At 64.7% G+C, this 17,550-nt stretch carries 18 protein-coding genes and 1 other RNA gene; 11 read left to right on the plus strand and 8 right to left on the minus strand.

Annotation, left to right across the window (positions count from 1 at the left end; genetic code table 11):
* Window positions 1-50: 50 nt before the first annotated feature.
* The 5 genes from ABQJ48_RS11525 (at window position 51) to purH (ending at window position 5,890) form a co-directional block, all read left to right on the plus strand.
* On the plus strand, window positions 51-1,457 hold the full coding sequence (locus tag ABQJ48_RS11525; protein WP_367838276.1) for an aminopeptidase P N-terminal domain-containing protein: 1,407 nt from the start codon (window positions 51-53) through the stop codon (window positions 1,455-1,457).
* Window positions 1,458-1,463: 6 nt separating this feature from the next.
* Window positions 1,464-2,759 carry a UbiH/UbiF/VisC/COQ6 family ubiquinone biosynthesis hydroxylase gene (locus ABQJ48_RS11530; RefSeq protein ID WP_367838144.1) on the plus strand — a complete coding sequence of 432 codons (1,296 nt, stop codon included), beginning with the start codon at window positions 1,464-1,466 and terminating at the stop codon, window positions 2,757-2,759.
* A gap of 217 nt (window positions 2,760-2,976) precedes the next feature.
* Window positions 2,977-4,038, plus strand: a complete 1,062-nt coding sequence (gene dusB / locus ABQJ48_RS11535; protein WP_367838146.1) for a tRNA dihydrouridine synthase DusB — start codon at window positions 2,977-2,979, stop codon at window positions 4,036-4,038.
* Window positions 4,035-4,268, plus strand: a complete 234-nt coding sequence (locus ABQJ48_RS11540; RefSeq protein WP_367838148.1) for a Fis family transcriptional regulator — start codon at window positions 4,035-4,037, stop codon at window positions 4,266-4,268. The genes dusB and ABQJ48_RS11540 overlap by 4 nt, the downstream gene beginning before the upstream one ends.
* 56 nt (window positions 4,269-4,324) lie before the next feature.
* On the plus strand, window positions 4,325-5,890 hold the full coding sequence (gene purH / locus ABQJ48_RS11545) for a bifunctional phosphoribosylaminoimidazolecarboxamide formyltransferase/IMP cyclohydrolase (protein WP_367838150.1): 1,566 nt from the start codon (window positions 4,325-4,327) through the stop codon (window positions 5,888-5,890).
* Window positions 5,891-6,114: 224 nt separating this feature from the next.
* On the opposite strand, the gene ABQJ48_RS11550 is transcribed toward purH, so the two are convergent.
* The gene (locus ABQJ48_RS11550) at window positions 6,115-6,354 is read right to left on the minus strand and encodes a hypothetical protein (protein ID WP_367838151.1); all 240 of its coding nucleotides are present in this window, start codon (window positions 6,352-6,354) and stop codon (window positions 6,115-6,117) included.
* 128 nt (window positions 6,355-6,482) lie between these two features.
* Here ABQJ48_RS11550 and ruvC point away from each other — a divergent pair, with 128 nt between their 5' ends.
* From ruvC to ABQJ48_RS11570, 4 genes are all read left to right on the plus strand, one after another.
* On the plus strand, window positions 6,483-7,025 hold the full coding sequence (gene ruvC / locus ABQJ48_RS11555) for a crossover junction endodeoxyribonuclease RuvC (RefSeq protein WP_367838152.1): 543 nt from the start codon (window positions 6,483-6,485) through the stop codon (window positions 7,023-7,025).
* A gap of 126 nt (window positions 7,026-7,151) precedes the next feature.
* Complete coding sequence (gene ruvA / locus ABQJ48_RS11560; protein WP_367838153.1) at window positions 7,152-7,733, plus strand: Holliday junction branch migration protein RuvA; 582 nt, start codon at window positions 7,152-7,154, stop codon at window positions 7,731-7,733.
* 126 nt (window positions 7,734-7,859) lie between these two features.
* Window positions 7,860-8,924: a Holliday junction branch migration DNA helicase RuvB gene (gene ruvB / locus ABQJ48_RS11565; RefSeq protein ID WP_367838154.1), complete on the plus strand. Its 1,065-nt coding sequence runs from the start codon at window positions 7,860-7,862 to the stop codon at window positions 8,922-8,924.
* Window positions 8,925-8,949: 25 nt separating this feature from the next.
* Window positions 8,950-9,891: an oxygenase MpaB family protein gene (locus ABQJ48_RS11570; protein WP_367838155.1), complete on the plus strand. Its 942-nt coding sequence runs from the start codon at window positions 8,950-8,952 to the stop codon at window positions 9,889-9,891.
* Between the two features lie 149 nt (window positions 9,892-10,040).
* Here ABQJ48_RS11570 and ABQJ48_RS11575 read toward each other — a convergent pair whose 3' ends face one another.
* The 3 genes from ABQJ48_RS11575 to tyrS form a co-directional block, all read right to left on the minus strand.
* Window positions 10,041-10,712: a histidine phosphatase family protein gene (locus tag ABQJ48_RS11575; RefSeq protein WP_367838156.1), complete on the minus strand. Its 672-nt coding sequence runs from the start codon at window positions 10,710-10,712 to the stop codon at window positions 10,041-10,043.
* Between the two features lie 134 nt (window positions 10,713-10,846).
* Complete coding sequence (gene dtd, locus ABQJ48_RS11580) at window positions 10,847-11,305, minus strand: D-aminoacyl-tRNA deacylase (RefSeq protein WP_367838157.1); 459 nt, start codon at window positions 11,303-11,305, stop codon at window positions 10,847-10,849.
* Between the two features lie 45 nt (window positions 11,306-11,350).
* Window positions 11,351-12,601, minus strand: coding sequence for a tyrosine--tRNA ligase (gene tyrS / locus ABQJ48_RS11585; protein ID WP_367838158.1), 1,251 nt, complete (start codon window positions 12,599-12,601; stop codon window positions 11,351-11,353).
* A 378-nt stretch (window positions 12,602-12,979) separates the two neighbouring features.
* Between tyrS and ABQJ48_RS11590 the strand changes: the two genes are divergently transcribed.
* Window positions 12,980-14,110 carry an anhydro-N-acetylmuramic acid kinase gene (locus tag ABQJ48_RS11590; protein WP_367838159.1) on the plus strand — a complete coding sequence of 377 codons (1,131 nt, stop codon included), beginning with the start codon at window positions 12,980-12,982 and terminating at the stop codon, window positions 14,108-14,110.
* 237 nt (window positions 14,111-14,347) lie between these two features.
* Here ABQJ48_RS11590 and erpA read toward each other — a convergent pair whose 3' ends face one another.
* The 3 genes from erpA to rplM all read right to left on the minus strand — a co-directional run bounded on the left by erpA (window position 14,348) and on the right by rplM (window position 15,853).
* A complete protein-coding gene (erpA, locus tag ABQJ48_RS11595) occupies window positions 14,348-14,713 on the minus strand; it encodes an iron-sulfur cluster insertion protein ErpA (protein WP_007180424.1) in 366 nt (121 codons plus the stop codon).
* A 307-nt stretch (window positions 14,714-15,020) separates the two neighbouring features.
* Window positions 15,021-15,413 carry a 30S ribosomal protein S9 gene (rpsI, locus tag ABQJ48_RS11600; protein WP_331602689.1) on the minus strand — a complete coding sequence of 131 codons (393 nt, stop codon included), beginning with the start codon at window positions 15,411-15,413 and terminating at the stop codon, window positions 15,021-15,023.
* Between the two features lie 11 nt (window positions 15,414-15,424).
* Window positions 15,425-15,853, minus strand: coding sequence for a 50S ribosomal protein L13 (gene rplM, locus ABQJ48_RS11605; protein WP_007180422.1), 429 nt, complete (start codon window positions 15,851-15,853; stop codon window positions 15,425-15,427).
* A gap of 683 nt (window positions 15,854-16,536) precedes the next feature.
* On the opposite strand from rplM, the gene ABQJ48_RS11610 reads away from it, so the two are divergent.
* Window positions 16,537-16,959, plus strand: coding sequence for an OsmC family protein (locus ABQJ48_RS11610; protein ID WP_367838160.1), 423 nt, complete (start codon window positions 16,537-16,539; stop codon window positions 16,957-16,959).
* 144 nt (window positions 16,960-17,103) lie between these two features.
* Here the strand turns inward: ABQJ48_RS11610 and rnpB are convergent.
* An RNA gene (gene rnpB, locus ABQJ48_RS11615) (RNase P RNA component class A) lies at window positions 17,104-17,517 on the minus strand.
* Window positions 17,518-17,550: the final 33 nt, after the last annotated feature.

The raw sequence follows: 17,550 nt of genomic DNA on the forward strand, positions 1-17,550 counted from the left end.
AGCCCCCGCCGTGCGAAATGACCGCGCGCATTGGGCGCTACAATCGCACGATGAACCAGCCGACCGAACCCACCATCGCCATCGACGTCTACCGCACGCGCCGCGAGCGCGTACTCGCCGCGCTGCGCGCCGCGGGCGGTGGCGTCGCCATCGTCCCCACCGCGCGGGAAGCGCTGCGCAACCGGGACACCGACTACCCGTACCGGCACGACAGCTACTTTTACTATCTGACCGGCTTCAGCGAGCCCGAAGCGCTCCTCGTGCTGGACGCGAGCGCCGCGCCCGGCGAGCCCGCGTCGGTACTGTTTTGCCGCGAGAAAAACGTCGAACGCGAAACGTGGGAAGGCTTGCGTTTCGGCCCGGAGGGCGCGCGCACGGCGTTCGGCTTCGACGCGGCGTTCGCGGCCGGCGAAATCGACACGCATCTGCCGCGGCTCATCGCGGACAAGCCGGCGCTGCATTACGCGCTCGGCACCTCGGCACGACTGGACGAACAGGTGCGCGGCTGGCTCGACGCGGTGCGCGCGCAAGGACGCAGCGGCATCGCCGCGCCGAGCGCCGCGCGCGATCTGCTGCCGCTGCTCGACGAGATGCGGCTCGTCAAGGACGACCACGAACTGGCGATCATGCGCCAGGCGGCGCAGATTTCCGCCGCCGCGCATCGCCGCGCGATGGCCGCGTGTCGCCCCGGCGTGCGCGAGTATGAACTGGAAGCCGAGCTCCTCTATAGGTTCCGCAAACTGGGCGCGCAGGCGCCGGCTTATACGTCGATCGTCGCGGCGGGCGCGAATGCCTGCGTGCTGCACTACCCGGCCGGCAACGCGATTGCGCGGGACGGCGACCTGATCCTGATCGACGCGGCCTGCGAACTGGACGGCTACGCGTCGGACATTACCCGCACCTTCCCGGCGAGCGGCCGCTTCACGTCGCCGCAGCGTGAGCTGTACGAGATCGTGCTGGCCGCGCAGCAGGCCGCCGTCGACGTCACGCGCGCCGGCGCCACCTTCGACGATCCGCACCAGGCCGCGCTGCGCGTGTTGTCGCAAGGGCTGCTCGACACCGGCATCGTCGAGCGTACGAAGTTCGCATCGGTCGACGACGTGCTCGCCGAGCGCGCCTACGCGCCGTTCTACATGCACCGCACGGGCCACTGGCTCGGCATGGACGTGCACGATTGCGGCGACTACCGCGAGCGTGGCGCGCCGCGCGACGAAGCGGGGGCATTGCCGTGGCGCACGCTGCAGGCGTCGATGACCCTGACCATCGAGCCCGGGCTGTACATCCGGCCGGCCGAGGGCGTGCCCGAGCGCTACTGGAACATCGGCATCCGCATCGAGGACGACGCGATCGTCACGCCGGGCGGCTGCGAGCTGATCACGCGCGACGTGCCGGTGGCCGCCGCAGAGATCGAAGCGCTGATGCAGGAAGCCCGCGCGGCCCATGAGACGAGGAAGTAATCCGCCATGAACGACGCTTCTCCGTCGACGGTGATTCTGAAGCCCGCGGCAACCGATCACTCCTTTGACTTCGACGTGACGATCGTCGGCGCGGGTCCGGTCGGGCTCGCGCTGGCCGGTTGGCTGGCGCGGCGCAGCGTGACCCGGGCGCTGAAGATCGCACTGATCGACGCACGCGAGCCGGAAGATTCGATTGCCGATCCGCGCGCAATCGCCGTATCGCACGGCAGCCGGATGATCCTCGAGCCGTTGCGGTGGCCCGCCGACGCAACCGCCATCCAGCGCATCCACGTATCGCAGCGCGGTCATTTCGGGCGCACGCTGATCGATCACAGCGAGCATGGCTTGCCGGCGCTCGGTTACGTGCTGCGCTACGGCTCCATCGTGCACGGTCTCGCCGACGCGGTGCATGCGACCTCCGTCCACTGGTTTCGCTCGACGTCCGCCGCCGCGCCGGTTCAGGAACTCGACGGCGTGAGCTTGCCGATCGAAACCGCCGGCGTCACGCGCAAGCTGCGCACGCGCATCGTGGTGAACGCGGAAGGCGGACTGTTCGGCGACCTGAAACCGCGCAAGGACGCGAGCCTCAGCGTCGACAAGGACGCGCAAGCCGCCGGCAAAGGCTCGCGCCTAAGCGCGGCCGAAGGCTCCGGCGGCAAGGGCTCGCGCGACTACGGGCAAACTGCGCTGGTCGGCACGGTCAGCGTGTCCGCGCCGCAGCCGCACGTGGCATGGGAGCGCTTCACGACGGAAGGTCCGATCGCCTTGCTGCCGATGGGCGGCGTGCGCGGCGCCGACTACGCGCTGGTGTGGTGCTGCGCTCCCGACACAGCCGCGCGCCGCGCGCAACTCCCCGACGACGCGTTCCTCGGCGAGCTCGGCGCCGCGTTCGGCGACCGCATGGGCCGCTTCACGCAGATCAAAGCGCGCGCGTCGTTCCCGCTCGGACTCAACACGGTCGAGACCCAGGTGAGCGGGCGCGTCGTCGCGATCGGCAACGCGGCGCAGACGCTGCATCCGGTTGCGGGACAGGGCCTGAACCTCGGCTTGCGCGATGCGCACGCGCTCGCCGACGCTTTATCAGCGCAAGGCCCGACCCCCCTTGCACTCGCCAGCTTCGCGCAGCGCCGCGCGCTCGACCGGCGCATGACGATCGGCGCCACCGACATCCTTGCGCGCCTGTTCACGGTCGACTTCGCGCCGCTCGCGATCATGCGCGGGCTCGCGCTCACGGCGCTCGAATTCGCGCCGCCGGTGAAAACGGCGCTGGCTCGCCAGATGATGTTCGGACAGCGCCGCTAGGCGCACCGCCTAAGCGCGCGCTGCGGCTTTTTCGAGCCGCAGCGCAAGGCCGCCGGTTGATGAACCGGCGCACTTTCATAGAAGATTTAACAGGTTACGAGACGCACATGGCGGGTGTCGCTTGCCTGTTAACGCTAAAATGGCCGTTTTCGCTCGCGTTTCCGGTGCTCCGATTGTCTGATCATGGACAGTCCGTCGCACCCCGGTCGCCCACGTCATGCCCACTCTCGGCTCCCACAATCTGCGTAACAACCTGTTCGTCGCCCCGATGGCCGGCGTGACCGACCGGCCGTTCCGGCAGCTATGCAAGCGGCTGGGCGCGGGCTATGCGGTGTCGGAAATGGTCGCCTCCAACGCGCAGTTGTGGAAAAGCGAAAAGACCCAGCGCCGCGCCAATCACACGGGCGAAGTCGAACCCATCGCCGTGCAGATCGCCGGTGCCGATCCGGCGATGATGGCGGAAGCGGCTCGCTATAACGTGGCCAACGGCGCGCAGATCATCGACATCAACATGGGCTGCCCGGCCAAGAAGGTGTGCAACGTCGCGGCGGGTTCCGCTTTGCTGCAGAACGAACCGCTGGTGCAGCGCATCGTCGAGGCGGTGGTGGGCGCGGTGGGGGTCGGCCCCGATGCGGTGCCTGTCACGCTGAAAATTCGCACCGGCTGGGACCGCGGCAACAGGAATGCGTTGCGCGTCGCGCATCTGGCCGAGGCCGCCGGCATTTCGATGCTGACCGTGCACGGCCGCACGCGCGCCGACCTGTACCACGGTGACGCCGAATACGAGACCATCGCCAGCGTCAAGGCGTCGGTGCGCATTCCGGTCGTGGCCAACGGCGACATCACCTCGCCGCAAAAGGCGCGCGCGGTGCTGGCCGCCACCGGCGCCGATGCGATCATGATCGGCCGCGCGGCGCAGGGGCGCCCGTGGCTGTTCCGCGAGATCGCGCATTTCCTGCAAACGGGCGAGTTGCTACCCCCGCCGCGCATCGACGAAATCCAGCAGGTGATGAACGAGCACCTCGAAGATCACTACGCGTTCTACGGCGAATTTACAGGTGTGCGCACTGCGCGCAAGCACATCGGCTGGTACACTCGCGGCCTTTCCGGCGCCAGCGTGTTCCGGCATCGCATGAATACGCTGGACACCACGCGCGAACAACTCCTCGCCGTCAACGAGTTCTTCGACGCACAAAAGGCGCTCTCCGACCGCCTGGTCTACGTCGACGAAACGCCCGAGAACCAGGGCGAGGACCCTACCGACCGACTGGCAGCATGAGCAAGAAGAATATCGAACAATCCGTGCGCGACAGCCTGGGCATGTACTTCCAGGATCTCGACGGCTCCAATCCGCACGATGTCTATGACATGGTGATTTCGTGCGTGGAAAAACCCCTGCTCGAGGTGGTGCTCGAGCAGGCCGGCGGCAATCAGTCGCTGGCCGCCGAATACCTCGGCATCAACCGCAACACGTTGCGCAAGAAGCTGCAACAACACGGTTTGTTGTAGCGATTGGTCGTATCTTCGCGCCCCGCCACGTTTCTCTTCGGCTTTTCGTCTTCATCATGATCAAGCAAGCGCTCATCTCCGTTTCCGACAAGTCCGGCATCGTCGACTTCGCGAAGTCGCTTTCCGACCTCGGCATCAAGATCCTGTCGACCGGCGGCACCGCGAAACTGCTCGCGGACGCAGGCCTGTCCGTCACCGAAGTCGCCGACTACACGGGCTTCCCGGAAATGCTCGACGGGCGCGTGAAAACGCTGCATCCGAAGGTGCACGGCGGCATTCTCGCCCGCCGCGACCTGCCGGAACACATGGCGGCGCTCGAGAAGCACGACATTCCGACCATCGACCTGCTGGTCGTGAACCTGTACCCGTTCGTGCAGACGGTGTCGAAGGAAGAATGTTCGCTGGAAGACGCGATCGAGAACATCGACATCGGCGGCCCGACCATGCTGCGCTCGGCTGCGAAGAATCATCGCGACGTGACGGTGGTGGTGGACCCGACGGACTACGCGCTGGTGCTCGAAGAAATGCGCGCGAACAACAACGCGGTGTCGTACCAGACGAACTTTCGCCTCGCGACCAAGGTGTTCGCGCACACCGCCCAGTACGACGGCGCGATCACGAACTATCTGACGAGCCTGACCGACGAACTGCAACACGCGTCGCGCAATACTTATCCGGCCACCTTCAATCTGGCGTTCAACAAGGTGCAGGATCTGCGCTACGGCGAGAACCCGCATCAAAGCGCCGCGTTCTACCGTGATGTGAACGTGCAGGCCGGCGCGCTCGCGAACTACAACCAGTTGCAGGGCAAGGAACTGTCGTACAACAACATTGCGGATTCCGACGCGGCGTGGGAATGCGTGAAGACCTTCGACGTGCCGGCCTGCGTGATCGTCAAGCACGCGAATCCGTGCGGCGTCGCAATCGGCGCGGATGCGCACGACGCGTACTCGAAGGCGTTCCAGACCGACCCCACCTCGGCATTCGGCGGCATCATCGCGTTCAACCGCGAAGTGGACGAAGCAGCGGCGCGAGCCGTGGCCAAGCAGTTCGTCGAAGTGCTGATTGCGCCGTCGTTCAGCAGCGAAGCGCGCCAGGTGTTCGCGGCCAAGCAGAACGTGCGGTTACTCGAAATCGCGCTGGGCGAAGGGCATAACGCGTTCGATCTGAAGCGGGTCGGCGGCGGGCTGCTGGTGCAATCGCTCGATTCGAAGAACGTGCAGCCGCACGAATTGCGCGTGGTCACCAAGCGTTATCCGACGCCGAAGGAAATGGACGATCTGTTGTTCGCCTGGCGCGTCGCAAAGTATGTGAAGTCGAACGCGATCGTGTTCTGCGCGAACGGCATGACGCTCGGCGTCGGCGCCGGCCAGATGAGCCGCGTGGACTCGGCGCGCATCGCCAGCATCAAGGCGCAGAACGCCGGTTTGTCGCTGACGGGTTCGGCGGTGGCCTCCGATGCGTTTTTCCCGTTCCGCGACGGCCTCGACGTGGTCGTGGCGGCCGGCGCGAGCTGCGTCATTCAGCCGGGCGGCTCGATGCGCGACGACGAGGTGATGAATGCGGCCGACGAGCACAACATCGCGATGGTGTTGACGGGCGTGCGCCATTTCCGCCATTGAGACCGGGTGGTTGGCGGCTTATGCAGCGGCGTGCCTGTTGCAGCCAAAGCCGCTGAGCAAGCGTTGAGGTTGGCAAGAACGGCCTGGTGGAATTTCCGCCGGGCCGTTTTGTTTTCGGACCGCCGTCGAGACGCGCACCTTTGCCTTGGTCCGCCCTTCGTCGGCACTTTCATGGGCCGGATTTTTGCGCGCATTGGTGGCCATGCCTTTCACGCGCGGTCGGCTCAATCGTCTGGCTCTTTTCTCGCATAGCCGCCGCTCACGTCCGGATGCTGGCTGATGTACGTCGCCAGCCCCCACCCGCGCTTCGCCAGACGCTTCAGTGCGGCCATGTGGCGCGCACCCACGCTCGCTTTTGTGTACCAATAGACGACCCCCCGCCTGAAGCGGATCTTGATGAAATCCGCGCCGAGTTCATACGCGTCGACACCCGAGTCACCGCTTAAATTCGGATAGCGCCTCATTTCCAATTACCTCCTCGCGAACCCTGCCGCAACTTTTATTCCGCGGGTTGCGCCCTTCGCTGGCCGTCATCCGGCGTGCGTGTTGTAGTATCGCAGGCACCTGGTTTTTACCGCGCTAGCGGCACTTCATGAGAATTCTCGGCATCGACCCCGGCCTGCGCGTAACCGGCTTCGGCGTGATCGACCAAAGCGGCCATACGCTCAGCTATGTCGCGAGCGGCGTCATCAAAACGGCCGACGCCGATTTGCCGTCGCGGCTCGGCACCATCTTCGAAGGCATCGCCACGCTGATCCGCCAGCATGCGCCGGACCAGTCGGCGATCGAGAAAGTCTTTGTCAACGTCAATCCGCAGTCCACGCTGCTGCTCGGCCAGGCACGCGGGGCGGCAATCTGCGGACTGGTCGCTGGAGGCGTGCCGGTTGCCGAATACACCGCGCTGCAATTGAAGCAGAGCGTGGTGGGCTACGGCCGCGCGACCAAGGAACAGATGCAGCAGATGGTGGTGCGGCTGCTCAGCCTGTCCGGGGTGCCCGGCACCGACGCCGCCGACGCGCTCGGCATGGCGATCTGCCACGCGCACGGCGGTTCGACGTTGTCCACGCTCGGCGGCATCGCCCCTTCGCTGGCGAAGAAGGGGCTACGGGTCAGGCGCGGGCGCCTCGTGGGCTAGCGAGGGATGGGCCGCTCGGTCTCCATGGCGCGGCATGGCTGAACCGTTTTGCAGGCGACATACTCGGGATACGCGCCCCCCGGTCGCTGCGCTACACTCGCCCTTTCCCTCGAAATTGAATTCGCCATGATCGGTCGCATTGCCGGCGTTCTGCTGGAAAAAAACCCGCCGCATCTGCTCGTCGACTGCAACGGCGTGGGTTACGAAGTCGACGTGCCAATGAGCACCTTCTACAACCTGCCGTCCAGCGGCGAGCGTGTCGTCCTGCTCACGCAGATGATCGTGCGCGAAGACGCGCATCTGCTGTACGGCTTCGGCACCACCGAGGAACGCTCGACCTTCCGCGAATTGCTGAAAATCTCCGGCATCGGCGCACGCATGGCGCTCGCGGTGCTCTCGGGCATGAGCGTGCACGAGCTCGCCCAAACGGTCACGATGCAGGACGCGGCACGCCTCACACGCGTGCCAGGCATCGGCAAGAAAACGGCGGAGCGACTGCTGCTGGAACTGAAGGGCAAGCTCGGCGCCGACCTGGGTGCGATGGCGGGCGCAGCATCGGCCTCCGACCATGCGTCCGATATCCTGAATGCGCTGCTCGCATTGGGTTACTCCGAAAAAGAAGGATTGGCGGCCATCAAGAATGTCCCAGCCGGCACAGGTGTCTCCGACGGCATCAAACTCGCGTTGAAGGCGTTGTCGAAGGGTTGACGCAACGCCCGTGGCTCGCTGTGCGCGGGCTCCGGGTCTGAGAAGAGCTTCGCACAAGCCCCAGCCTAACGCACCCTGGCCATTCGGCCGAATTTCGCGCCGGATGCGTCGCGGTACAATGACCGCATGATCGAAACCGACAAACTCGCCGCCGAGCGCATCATCGCGGCCACGCCCGTCTCGCCGAACGAAGAAGCGTTCGAGCGCGCGTTGCGCCCGCGCCAGCTCGAAGAATATGTCGGGCAGGAAAAGGTGCGCGGCCAGCTGGAAATTTTCATCGAGGCTGCCAGGCGCCGTTCCGAATCGCTCGACCACGTATTGCTGTTCGGCCCGCCGGGCCTCGGCAAGACCACGCTCGCGCACATCATCGCGCGGGAAATGGGCGTCAATCTACGGCAGACGTCCGGGCCGGTGCTCGAACGCGCCGGCGACCTCGCCGCGCTGCTGACCAACCTGGAAGCCAACGACGTTCTCTTCATCGACGAAATTCACCGGCTCTCGCCGGTCGTCGAAGAAATCTTGTATCCGGCGCTCGAGGATTATCAGATCGACATCATGATCGGCGAAGGCCCGGCCGCGCGCAGCGTGAAGCTCGATCTGCAGCCGTTCACGCTGGTCGGCGCAACCACGCGCGCAGGCATGCTCACCAATCCGCTGCGCGACCGCTTCGGCATTGTCGCGCGGCTTGAGTTTTACAATGCCGAGGAACTGGCGCGCATCGTCACGCGCTCGGCTTCGCTGTTGAACGCGCAGATTCATCCGGACGGCGCGTTTGAAATCGCCAAGCGCGCGCGCGGCACGCCGCGTATCGCAAACCGGCTGCTGCGCCGCGTGCGCGACTTCGCGGAGGTCAAAGCGGACGGCAACATCACCGCGCAAGTGGCCGACGCCGCGCTGCGCATGCTCGACGTCGACGCCGTCGGCTTCGACCTGATGGACCGCAAGCTGCTCGAAGCCATCTTGCACAAGTTCGACGGCGGCCCGGTCGGCGTCGACAATCTGGCGGCCGCCATCGGCGAAGAACGCGACACCATTGAAGACGTGCTCGAGCCCTATCTGATCCAGCAAGGCTTTCTGCAACGCACGCCGCGCGGCCGCGTCGCCACGCTGCTGACCTACCGGCATTTCGGTCTTGCCGCACCGGAGTCGTCAAGCGTGCTGCCCGGGCTGTGGGATTCGGCCGCTCAGTGAGCCGCACCTGGCGAGGCTGCTCAGTATGTCCGACCAGACCACCCGGCGTTCCCGTTCACCGAGTGGGCTTGCCAGGTCGCTCACTAGCAGCCTGCGCTCGAAGCTGGCCTCCGGCGTCACGCATCTGACGAGCGGCAGCGGCCCCACGCTCGACTACTCGTCCCCGCCGGGCGATCCAGGCCTGTTCGGCCCCGAGTCCGTCTGCTGGAAAGTCCACGCCGACTTCACGTCGATGATGACCGGCGGCATCAGCGCGTTGCTGCTCCAGGCGTTGCACCCGCTGGCGCTCGCAGGCGTCTGGGACCATTCCAGCTTCCGCACCGATATCTTGGGTCGCTTGCGCCGCACGGCAACCTTTATCGCCGGCACGACTTTCGGGAACCGGCACGACGCGCTGGCGCTGATCGAACGTGTCAGGCGCATCCATCTCGGCGTGAGCGGCATCGCACCGGACGGCCGCCCGTATCGCGCGAGCGACCCGGCGCTCCTGACGTGGGTGCACATCGCCGAGGTGTCGAGTTTCATGACCGCGCACTTGCGTTATGTGAATCCGCAGCTGCCCGTGGACGCGCAGGATCGATACTTCGCGGAAACGGCGCGCATCGCGGAGATGCTCGGCGCGCACAATGTTCCACGCTCGCGCGCCGCCATCGACGCTTATCTGCAGGCCATGCGGCCCGAACTGGTGGCCAGCGAGCGCACACGCGAAGTCGTCAGGATACTGCTGAGCGCGCCCGCGCCGAGCATGGCGATGCGGCCCGTCGGCATGTTGATGCTTAACGCAGGCGTGGATCTTCTGCCCGACTGGGCGCAGGCGATGTTCGGGTTCGAGCGCTATGCGACGCTGCGCCGGAGCTTCGCGAGGCCGGGTGTGCGGCTCGTCGCGCCGGTCGTTCGTTGGGCGCTGGTGAATGGAATATCGAAACGCGCGCGCCGGCGCGTGGCGGCCACGCGTGAGCCGCATTGACTCCGGGCTGGTCAGGCGCGCGCACCAATGGGTCTACGCACGTGCATTGATAAACCTAAGCGCGCAAGGCGCCGCTTTATGCCCGCGCCTCATTGCTCGAAATGAACGCGGCAGGCGCCCGCGTCACAGCCCGCGCAGCGCTTCTTCGCTCAACGCGCGGGTTGCGCCGCCTTCCTGAAACCATCGTCCGCGGCCGGTGCGTCGAGGTGCGCAATGTCCGCCCACGAGACGACCGTCGCGGCACCCTCATCGAAGTCGACCACGTTCAGGCTGGTATTGAGCAACGGGTAATCACGCGGTGCGTCGAGCGGCAAACGGCACGCAAAACGGCGCACGCAATCGAGTACGCCGCCATGTGCTACACAAGCGATCCGGCCGCCAGGATGCGCCGCGACCAGCGGCTCGATCGCGTGCACCACGCGATCGTGGAAGGCGCGGTGCGACTCGCCTTCAGGCGGCGCGAAACCCGGGTCGCGGGTTTGCCAGTGTGCGTATTCATCGGGGAAGCGCAGCGCGATCTCGTCGCTGTCATGTCCCTGGAATGCGCCGTAGGAGCGCTCGCGCAGCGTTTCGCGCAACTGCAGCGGCAAGCCCAGTGCGTCGGCGATGGGCTGCGCGGTCTGCTGCGCGCGTTGCAGATCGCTCGAATAGATCGCGTCGAGCCGCGCGCCGTGCTTCGCGGCGTCGGCGAAACGGCGCGCGAGACGTTGCGCCTGAGCCAGGCCGGTGGTCGCGAGCGGAATGTCGATGTGACCTTGAATGCGCTTGATGCGGTTCCAGTCGGTCTCGCCGTGCCGTATGAACAGAATCTGCGTAGTCATGAAAGAGGAGCGCACGGTGCGCGCCAGTTGTGCCGAGCCGCTATTGTCGCAAAAACGGCTGGAGGGTTAAGACGCGCCCAATGGCGTGCGTCGGATGATCGATCGTGGACGAAGAGTCCTTGAGCGCGGCAGGCTCAGGCGTTGGTCTGCAACCAGAAGGTGACAGGCCCGTCATTGACGAGCGAGACCTGCATATCCGCGCCGAACTCGCCCGTCTCGACGATTGGATGCTTCGCGCGTGCGGCCGCCACGAAGTAGTCGAACAGGCGCTTGCCTTCTTCCGGTGGCGCGGCCGGCGTGAAGCTCGGACGCAGCCCGCTGTTGGTGTCCGCTGCCAGCGTGAACTGCGACACCAGCAGCAGGCCGCCCACGCGGCCGGCGCCATCGAGATTCTGCACGCAGAGGTTCATCTTGCCCGCCGCGTCGCTGAACACGCGATAGCCGAGCACCTTGGCGAGCAGCCGGTCGGCCGCGGCGTCGGTGTCGCCCCGCTCGGCGCACACGAGCGCGAGCAGACCCGCGTCGATCGCGCCGGTCACCCGGTCGGCCACGCGCACTTCGGCGCGGCGCACGCGTTGGATCAGCGCGATCATCGGCTAGTGGACTCGGCGGCAAACAGTCGACACATGACAGCGCGATCAGGCGGCCAGCGTGACGCGTGCAAAGCGGCGCTTGCCCACTTGCACCACGTACTCGCCGGCTTCGACCTTCAGGCCCTTGTCGGACACGGTCGCGCCGTCGATCTTCACGCCGCCCTGCTCGATGTTGCGCAGCGCTTCGCTCGTCGACGGCACGAGGTTGGCCTGCTTCAGCAGCTGGCCGATCGCGAGCGGTGCACCGGCGAGCGCGACTGCCGGAATGTCATCCGGCACGCCGCCCTTCGCGCGATGATTGAAGTCTTCGAGCGCGCGCTCGGCGTCTGCCTGCGAATGGAAGCGCGCGACGATTTCCTGGCCGAGCATCACCTTGAAATCGCGCGGATTGCGGCCCGCTTCGATCTCTTTCTTGAAGCCGGCGATTTCATCCATCGGACGGAACGACAGCAGTTCGAAATAACGCCACATCAGCGTGTCGGAGATGCTCATCAACTTGCCGAACATGTCCGTCGGCTTCTCGCTGATGCCGATGTAGTTGTTCTTCGACTTCGACATCTTCTCGACGCCGTCGAGCCCTTCGAGCAGCGGCATCGTCAGGATGCACTGCTGCTCCTGGCCGTACTGCTTCTGCAACTCGCGGCCCACCAGCAGATTGAACTTCTGGTCGGTGCCGCCGAGTTCGAGGTCGGCGTTCAGCGCGACCGAGTCGTAGCCTTGCATCAGCGGGTACAGCAGCTCGTGAATCGAGATCGGCACGCCGCCCTGGAAACGCTTGGTGAAATCCTCCCGCTCGAGAATCCGCGCCACCGTGTAGCGTGACGCAAGCTTGATCATGCCGTCGGCACCGAGCGGCATCGACCATTCGCTGTTGTAGCGGATCTCGGTCTTGTCGCGGTCGAGCACGAGCGCGGCCTGCTCGAAATAGGTCTTCGCGTTCGATTCGATCTGCTCGCGGGTGAGCGGCGGTCGCGTTGCGTTGCGGCCCGACGGATCGCCGATCAGCGACGTGAAATCGCCGATCAGAAAGATCACCGTATGACCCAGGTCCTGCAACTGGCGCATCTTGTTCAATACGACCGTGTGGCCGATGTGAATGTCGGGCGCGGTCGGATCGAGCCCGAGCTTGATGCGCAGCGGCTTGCCGGTCGCTGCGCTCCTCGCGAGTTTTTGCGCGAATTCTTCTTCGATCAGCAGTTCGTCGACACCGCGCTTGGTGATGGCGAGCGCGTGACGGACTTCGTCGGTGACCGGAAAGGCGGGCGCGGGATTGGGCTGGATGGACTCGGTGCTCATGCTGGAAACGTAAAGTCGCGAAAAAGGGAGATTGTCCCATAGATACGCGCCGCCGCGCCCGCGGACGCGGCGAAAGGCGCCCTCAGGGAGCAAAACGCGGAGCCGGAGGCGCAGGCGAATGCTGAGCCACACGGGGAGCCAAAGGCGCAGCCACGCGCGGAGCCATCAGCGAACCGCAACGGGTCCGCCGGAAGGCAGGCAGGGGGCGCTTGACGCGCCGAGCGATATGCGAGCTGCAAACAATCCGTGGACAGGCGCACAGCGGGGGGCTTAGCGCGCGGTACGCGCTACCCGTGGCTTACCCGCGCTCATATTCGACCGCGCTTGCGCCGATAATCTGCTAAAACGGATCGCAACGAACCTGACAGGAGCAGCAACGTGACGCAACACGCAACAGACGGCGTCTACTTTGGATTGATGTCCGGCACCAGCATGGATGGTGTAGACGGCGTGGCCGTCAGATTTGAGGAAGGAAAGTCGCCGGTGGTGCTGGCCGAGGCGTTCGTCAGTTTCTCCGCGGGCATGCGCGAGGCGCTGTTCGCGCTGCAGCAGCCGGGCGAGAACGAGATCGAGCGGGAAGCGCTGGCCGCCAATGCGCTCGCCACACGCTATACGGTTTGCTGCCACGAGCTCCTGCTTGGCAGCCGCGTGCCCGCCGCGGACGTGCGGGCGATCGGGGTGCACGGCCAAACGGTGCGGCATCGGCCGGAAAAAGGCTATACGCGGCAGATCAACAACCCCGCGCTGCTCGCGGAGATGATGCACATCGACGTGGTCGCCGATTTCCGCAGCCGCGACGTGGCGGCCGGCGGCCAGGGCGCGCCGCTCGTGCCGGCCTTTCACGCCACGGTGTTCGGCGCTCAGGACGAGACGCGGGTGGTGTGCAATCTCGGCGGCATCAGCAACATCACGATATTGAACGCGACCGGCAGTGTGCGCGGCTTCGACTGCGGACCGGCGAACGCGCTACTCGACGAATGGGCGCAGCGCCATCTCGGTAAGCCGTTCGACGAAAACGGCCATCTGGCGGCCGCCGGTCAGGTGGATCGCAAGCTGCTCAATGCGTTGCTCGACGAGCCGTTTTTCTCGCTCCAGCCGCCGAAGAGCACCGGCCGCGATCTGTTCAATCCCGAATGGCTCGACGCGAAGCTCCAGCCGTTCGGCGCGCTGGCTCCCGCCGACGTTCAGGCGACGCTGGTCGCGTTGACAGCGGTGACGGTCGCGCGTGAGATCGAGCGGCACGCGTCGGACGCAAGGGCGGTCTATGTATGCGGCGGCGGCGCGCGCAATCCGGAGCTTCTGAAGGCATTGCGGCAGGCGCTGGAGGACAGCGGCGTGAGCGGCGTGCCCGTCATGACGACCGACGCGCTCGGCGTGCCGCCAAGCCAGGTCGAGCCGCTCGCGTTCGCGTGGCTGGCGATGCGCTGCATCGCGCGGCTGCCGGGCAACCTGCCGGCGGTCACCGGCGCGACCGCGCAACGCGTGCTGGGCGCGATTTACCCCCGCTAAAGCCAATCGCGAAAGCCGCACCCGAAGCCCGGTGTTCGCCCGAAGCGCTGACCGTCACCGTCCGCTATGAAACGACATGGGCCTCCAGCAGGCTGCTCGTACGGCAAGCTGGCAGGCTTGGCCTGGCGCCTGCGCCAACGCCTGGCGCGATTTCCAAATAAGAACGGCCCGGGCGCTATTGCACTCGGGCCGTCAGATGCAGACATCTCGGTTACAAACTTTGACGCTAACGTCAGCTCAGACCGAGAAAGACGAGCCACAACCACAGGTGGTCGTAGCGTTCGGGTTCTTGATGACGAACTGCGCGCCGTTGATGTCGTCCTTGTAGTCGATCTCTGCGCCGACCAGATACTGGTAGCTCATCGAGTCGATCAGCAGCTGCACGCCGCTCTTGTTCATGACGGTGTCGTCTTCGTTGACGGCTTCGTCGAACGTGAAACCGTACTGAAAGCCGGAGCAGCCGCCGCCCTGCACGAAAACGCGCAGTTTGAGGTCCGCATTGCCTTCTTCTTCGATCAGTTGCTTGACCTTGTCAGCCGCTGCGTCGGTAAAAACGAAGGGGGCAGGCATTTCGGTCACGGGTGTATCGGTGACTGCGTTCATTCGAACTCTCCAGAAAGCTTCTAACCGCTATTGTAGGGCTGATCTCGATATCGTGCCGAAGCCCACAAAATCAATGGGTTCTTCCTGCGCACGGACGTAACGGCGCGAATGTCGCCGCCCGTCGGCCCGAACGCACAATACACTGCTCAGGCGACGAATCCGCGGCCGCCAGGGCGATGTTCGAGGAGCCTCGAAGCCATGAAGCGACGCCATAATTCGCGGAAACAGACATAAAAAAAGCCGCCTTCGCGAAAGCGTTGGCGGCTTTTGCAGCGCACCGGCCCTGGAGCCGGTCGCACCGAAGCGATTAGCGCTTCGAGAATTGCTTCCTGCGACGTGCCTTGTGGAAACCGACCTTCTTACGTTCCACTTCACGCGCGTCACGCGTGACGAAGCCTGCGTGCGACAGTTGCGGCTTCAGCGTTGCGTCGTAGTCCATCAGCGCGCGGGTGATGCCGTGGCGAACCGCGCCGGCCTGACCCGTTTCACCGCCACCCGTCACGTTGACCTTGATGTCGAACGTAGCGCCGTGGTTCGTGAGTTCCAGCGGTTGACGCACGATCATCAGCGACGTTTCGCGCGAGAAGTAGTCGGCGATGGGCTTGCCGTTCACAACGATGTCGCCCTTGCCTGCCTTGATGAACACACGTGCGACGGCGCTCTTGCGGCGGCCCGTGCCGTAATTCCAGTTACCGATCATGTGGGCTCCCCTTAGATCTCGAGCGCTTTCGGCTGTTGCGCCGAATGCGGATGCGTTGCTTCAGCGTAGACCTTCAGCTTCTTGATCATCGCGTAGCCGAGCGGGCCCTTCGGCAGCATGCCCTTGACCGCTTTCTCGAGCGCGCGGCCCGGGAAGCGTTCCTGCATCTTGCCGAACGTCGTTTCGTAGATACCGCCCGGGTAACCCGAGTGGCGATAGTACTTCTTGTCAGTAGCCTTGTTGCCCGTGACTCTCAGCTTGCCTGCGTTGATAACGATGATGAAATCACCGGTGTCGACGTGGGGAGTGAATTCAGGCTTGTGCTTGCCGCGAAGACGGTGTGCCACTTCGCTGGCGACACGCCCGAGAACCTTATCCGTCGCGTCAATCACGTACCATTCGCGCGTCACCTCATGGGCTTTTGCGGAAAACGTCTTCATGATCGATCCAAAAAAATTGCTGCGCCCAATGTATTTTTCCTGCTTGTAATGTGCGCATCGAGGCGCGTGCAGGCTCTCCCTGGTTCTTCCTCCGCGGGCGCGAATGCGGAAAAGCCCTGAATTATAAAGGAAATTGCGACGGCAAGTCAAAATGTGCGGGTTGTATGACTCTGCGCCGTGAACATGCCACGGGGCGGCAGTGCATTTAGCACGCGCTGGCGGCCTCGAGTTGAACGGGACCATTACGTGGGCAGCGGTCCCGAAGCGACGGCAGTCGAAAAAAAACCCGAACGCGCGGTTCGGGTTTAATCCACCAAAGGAGGAGGTGGAGGAGACAGCGGAGGTTACAACTGCTGCAACCGATGAAGCAATTATATGAGGCTCGCTTGTGCAACGCAAGAATGCTTGCATTACGAAATGCGTTTTCATAATGTGACAAAAGGCGCGTTTGACGCGATGCAATTTCCCTGGTGAGATTCAATCCGGCCGCCGAAGGACCCCGCTCACACGCTCTAAAGCAATGCGCCTGGACTCGCCCCAGGCATCGCGCCATCCCACGCCCATGCCGCAGTGCAACACAAGCGCGGCCTGCGGCAGGATCACGCCGCAAGTCGCTCCAGGCGGATGCTCGGACGTCGGGCTACAATGCCGTCTCGATATTGCGAAGCGCGGTGGAGCACAGCATGGAATGCAAAGTGAGCTGGATGGGGCAAGACGGGATGGCGTTCGCGGCCGAGACGGGCAGCGGTCATCTGGTCGCGATGGACGGTGCGCCTGAAGGCGGCGGCCGCAACCTCGCGCCGCGTCCGATGGAAATGGTTCTGCTCGGCACGGGCGGCTGCACCGCCTACGACGTCGTGATGATTCTGAAGAAGAGCCGCCAGGAAATCGCTGGTTGCTCGGTGACGCTCAAGGCCGAACGCGCCAGCGAAGACCCGAAAGTGTTCACCAAGGTCCACTTTCACTTTACGGTAACCGGCAAGAATCTGAACCCGGCCACAGTGGAGCGCGCCATCAATCTGTCGCACGATAAATACTGCTCGGCGTCGATCATGATCGCGAAGACCGCCGAGCTGACGCACTCGTTCGACATCGTCGCGAGCTGAGGGCGGCCAACGGCTGACGGCGCCTCGCGCGACGCTTCCGCAGCCCGTCATACGAGCGCACCGCCAGCTCAACCCGGGGTACGAAATGCGCGCACCAATTGAAAATGCCGGCGTCCTCGCGGATGCCGGCATTTCTCGTTTGGGTGGCAAAGCAGGCCGATAAGCCGGATTCTGTGCACGCGCAACGTCCGAAAACGCGACGCGCGTGGCAGCCATTCCTCTAGGCGCGTCATTACTGACGCGCTCAAGCTTCCTACCCGCAGACGAGACGGGGGCCCCGTCCTGCATCTCGAAGATGCGCGCCTGCCTACTTGGAATTGCTCCGGGTGGAGGTTACCGTGCCGGTCTGCCTTGCAGCAGCCGCGGTGCGCTCTTACCGCACCGTTTCACCCTTACCTGATCCCGGCTTGCGCCGGGCCATCGGCGGTTTGCTTTCTGTTGCCCTGTTCCGCGTGTTGCCACGGATGGCCGTTAGCCATCACCCTGCCCTGTGGAGTCCGGACTTTCCTCGCCCTCTTTGACCGAAGCCTCCAAGGCCGCGACTGCCTAGCCTGCTTTGCTGCGGCGGATTTTAACACCTGCGCGGTTGGC

Origin of the sequence: Paraburkholderia suaedae (genome assembly GCF_040812055.1) — a bacterium.
Lineage (GTDB): Bacteria > Pseudomonadota > Gammaproteobacteria > Burkholderiales > Burkholderiaceae > Paraburkholderia.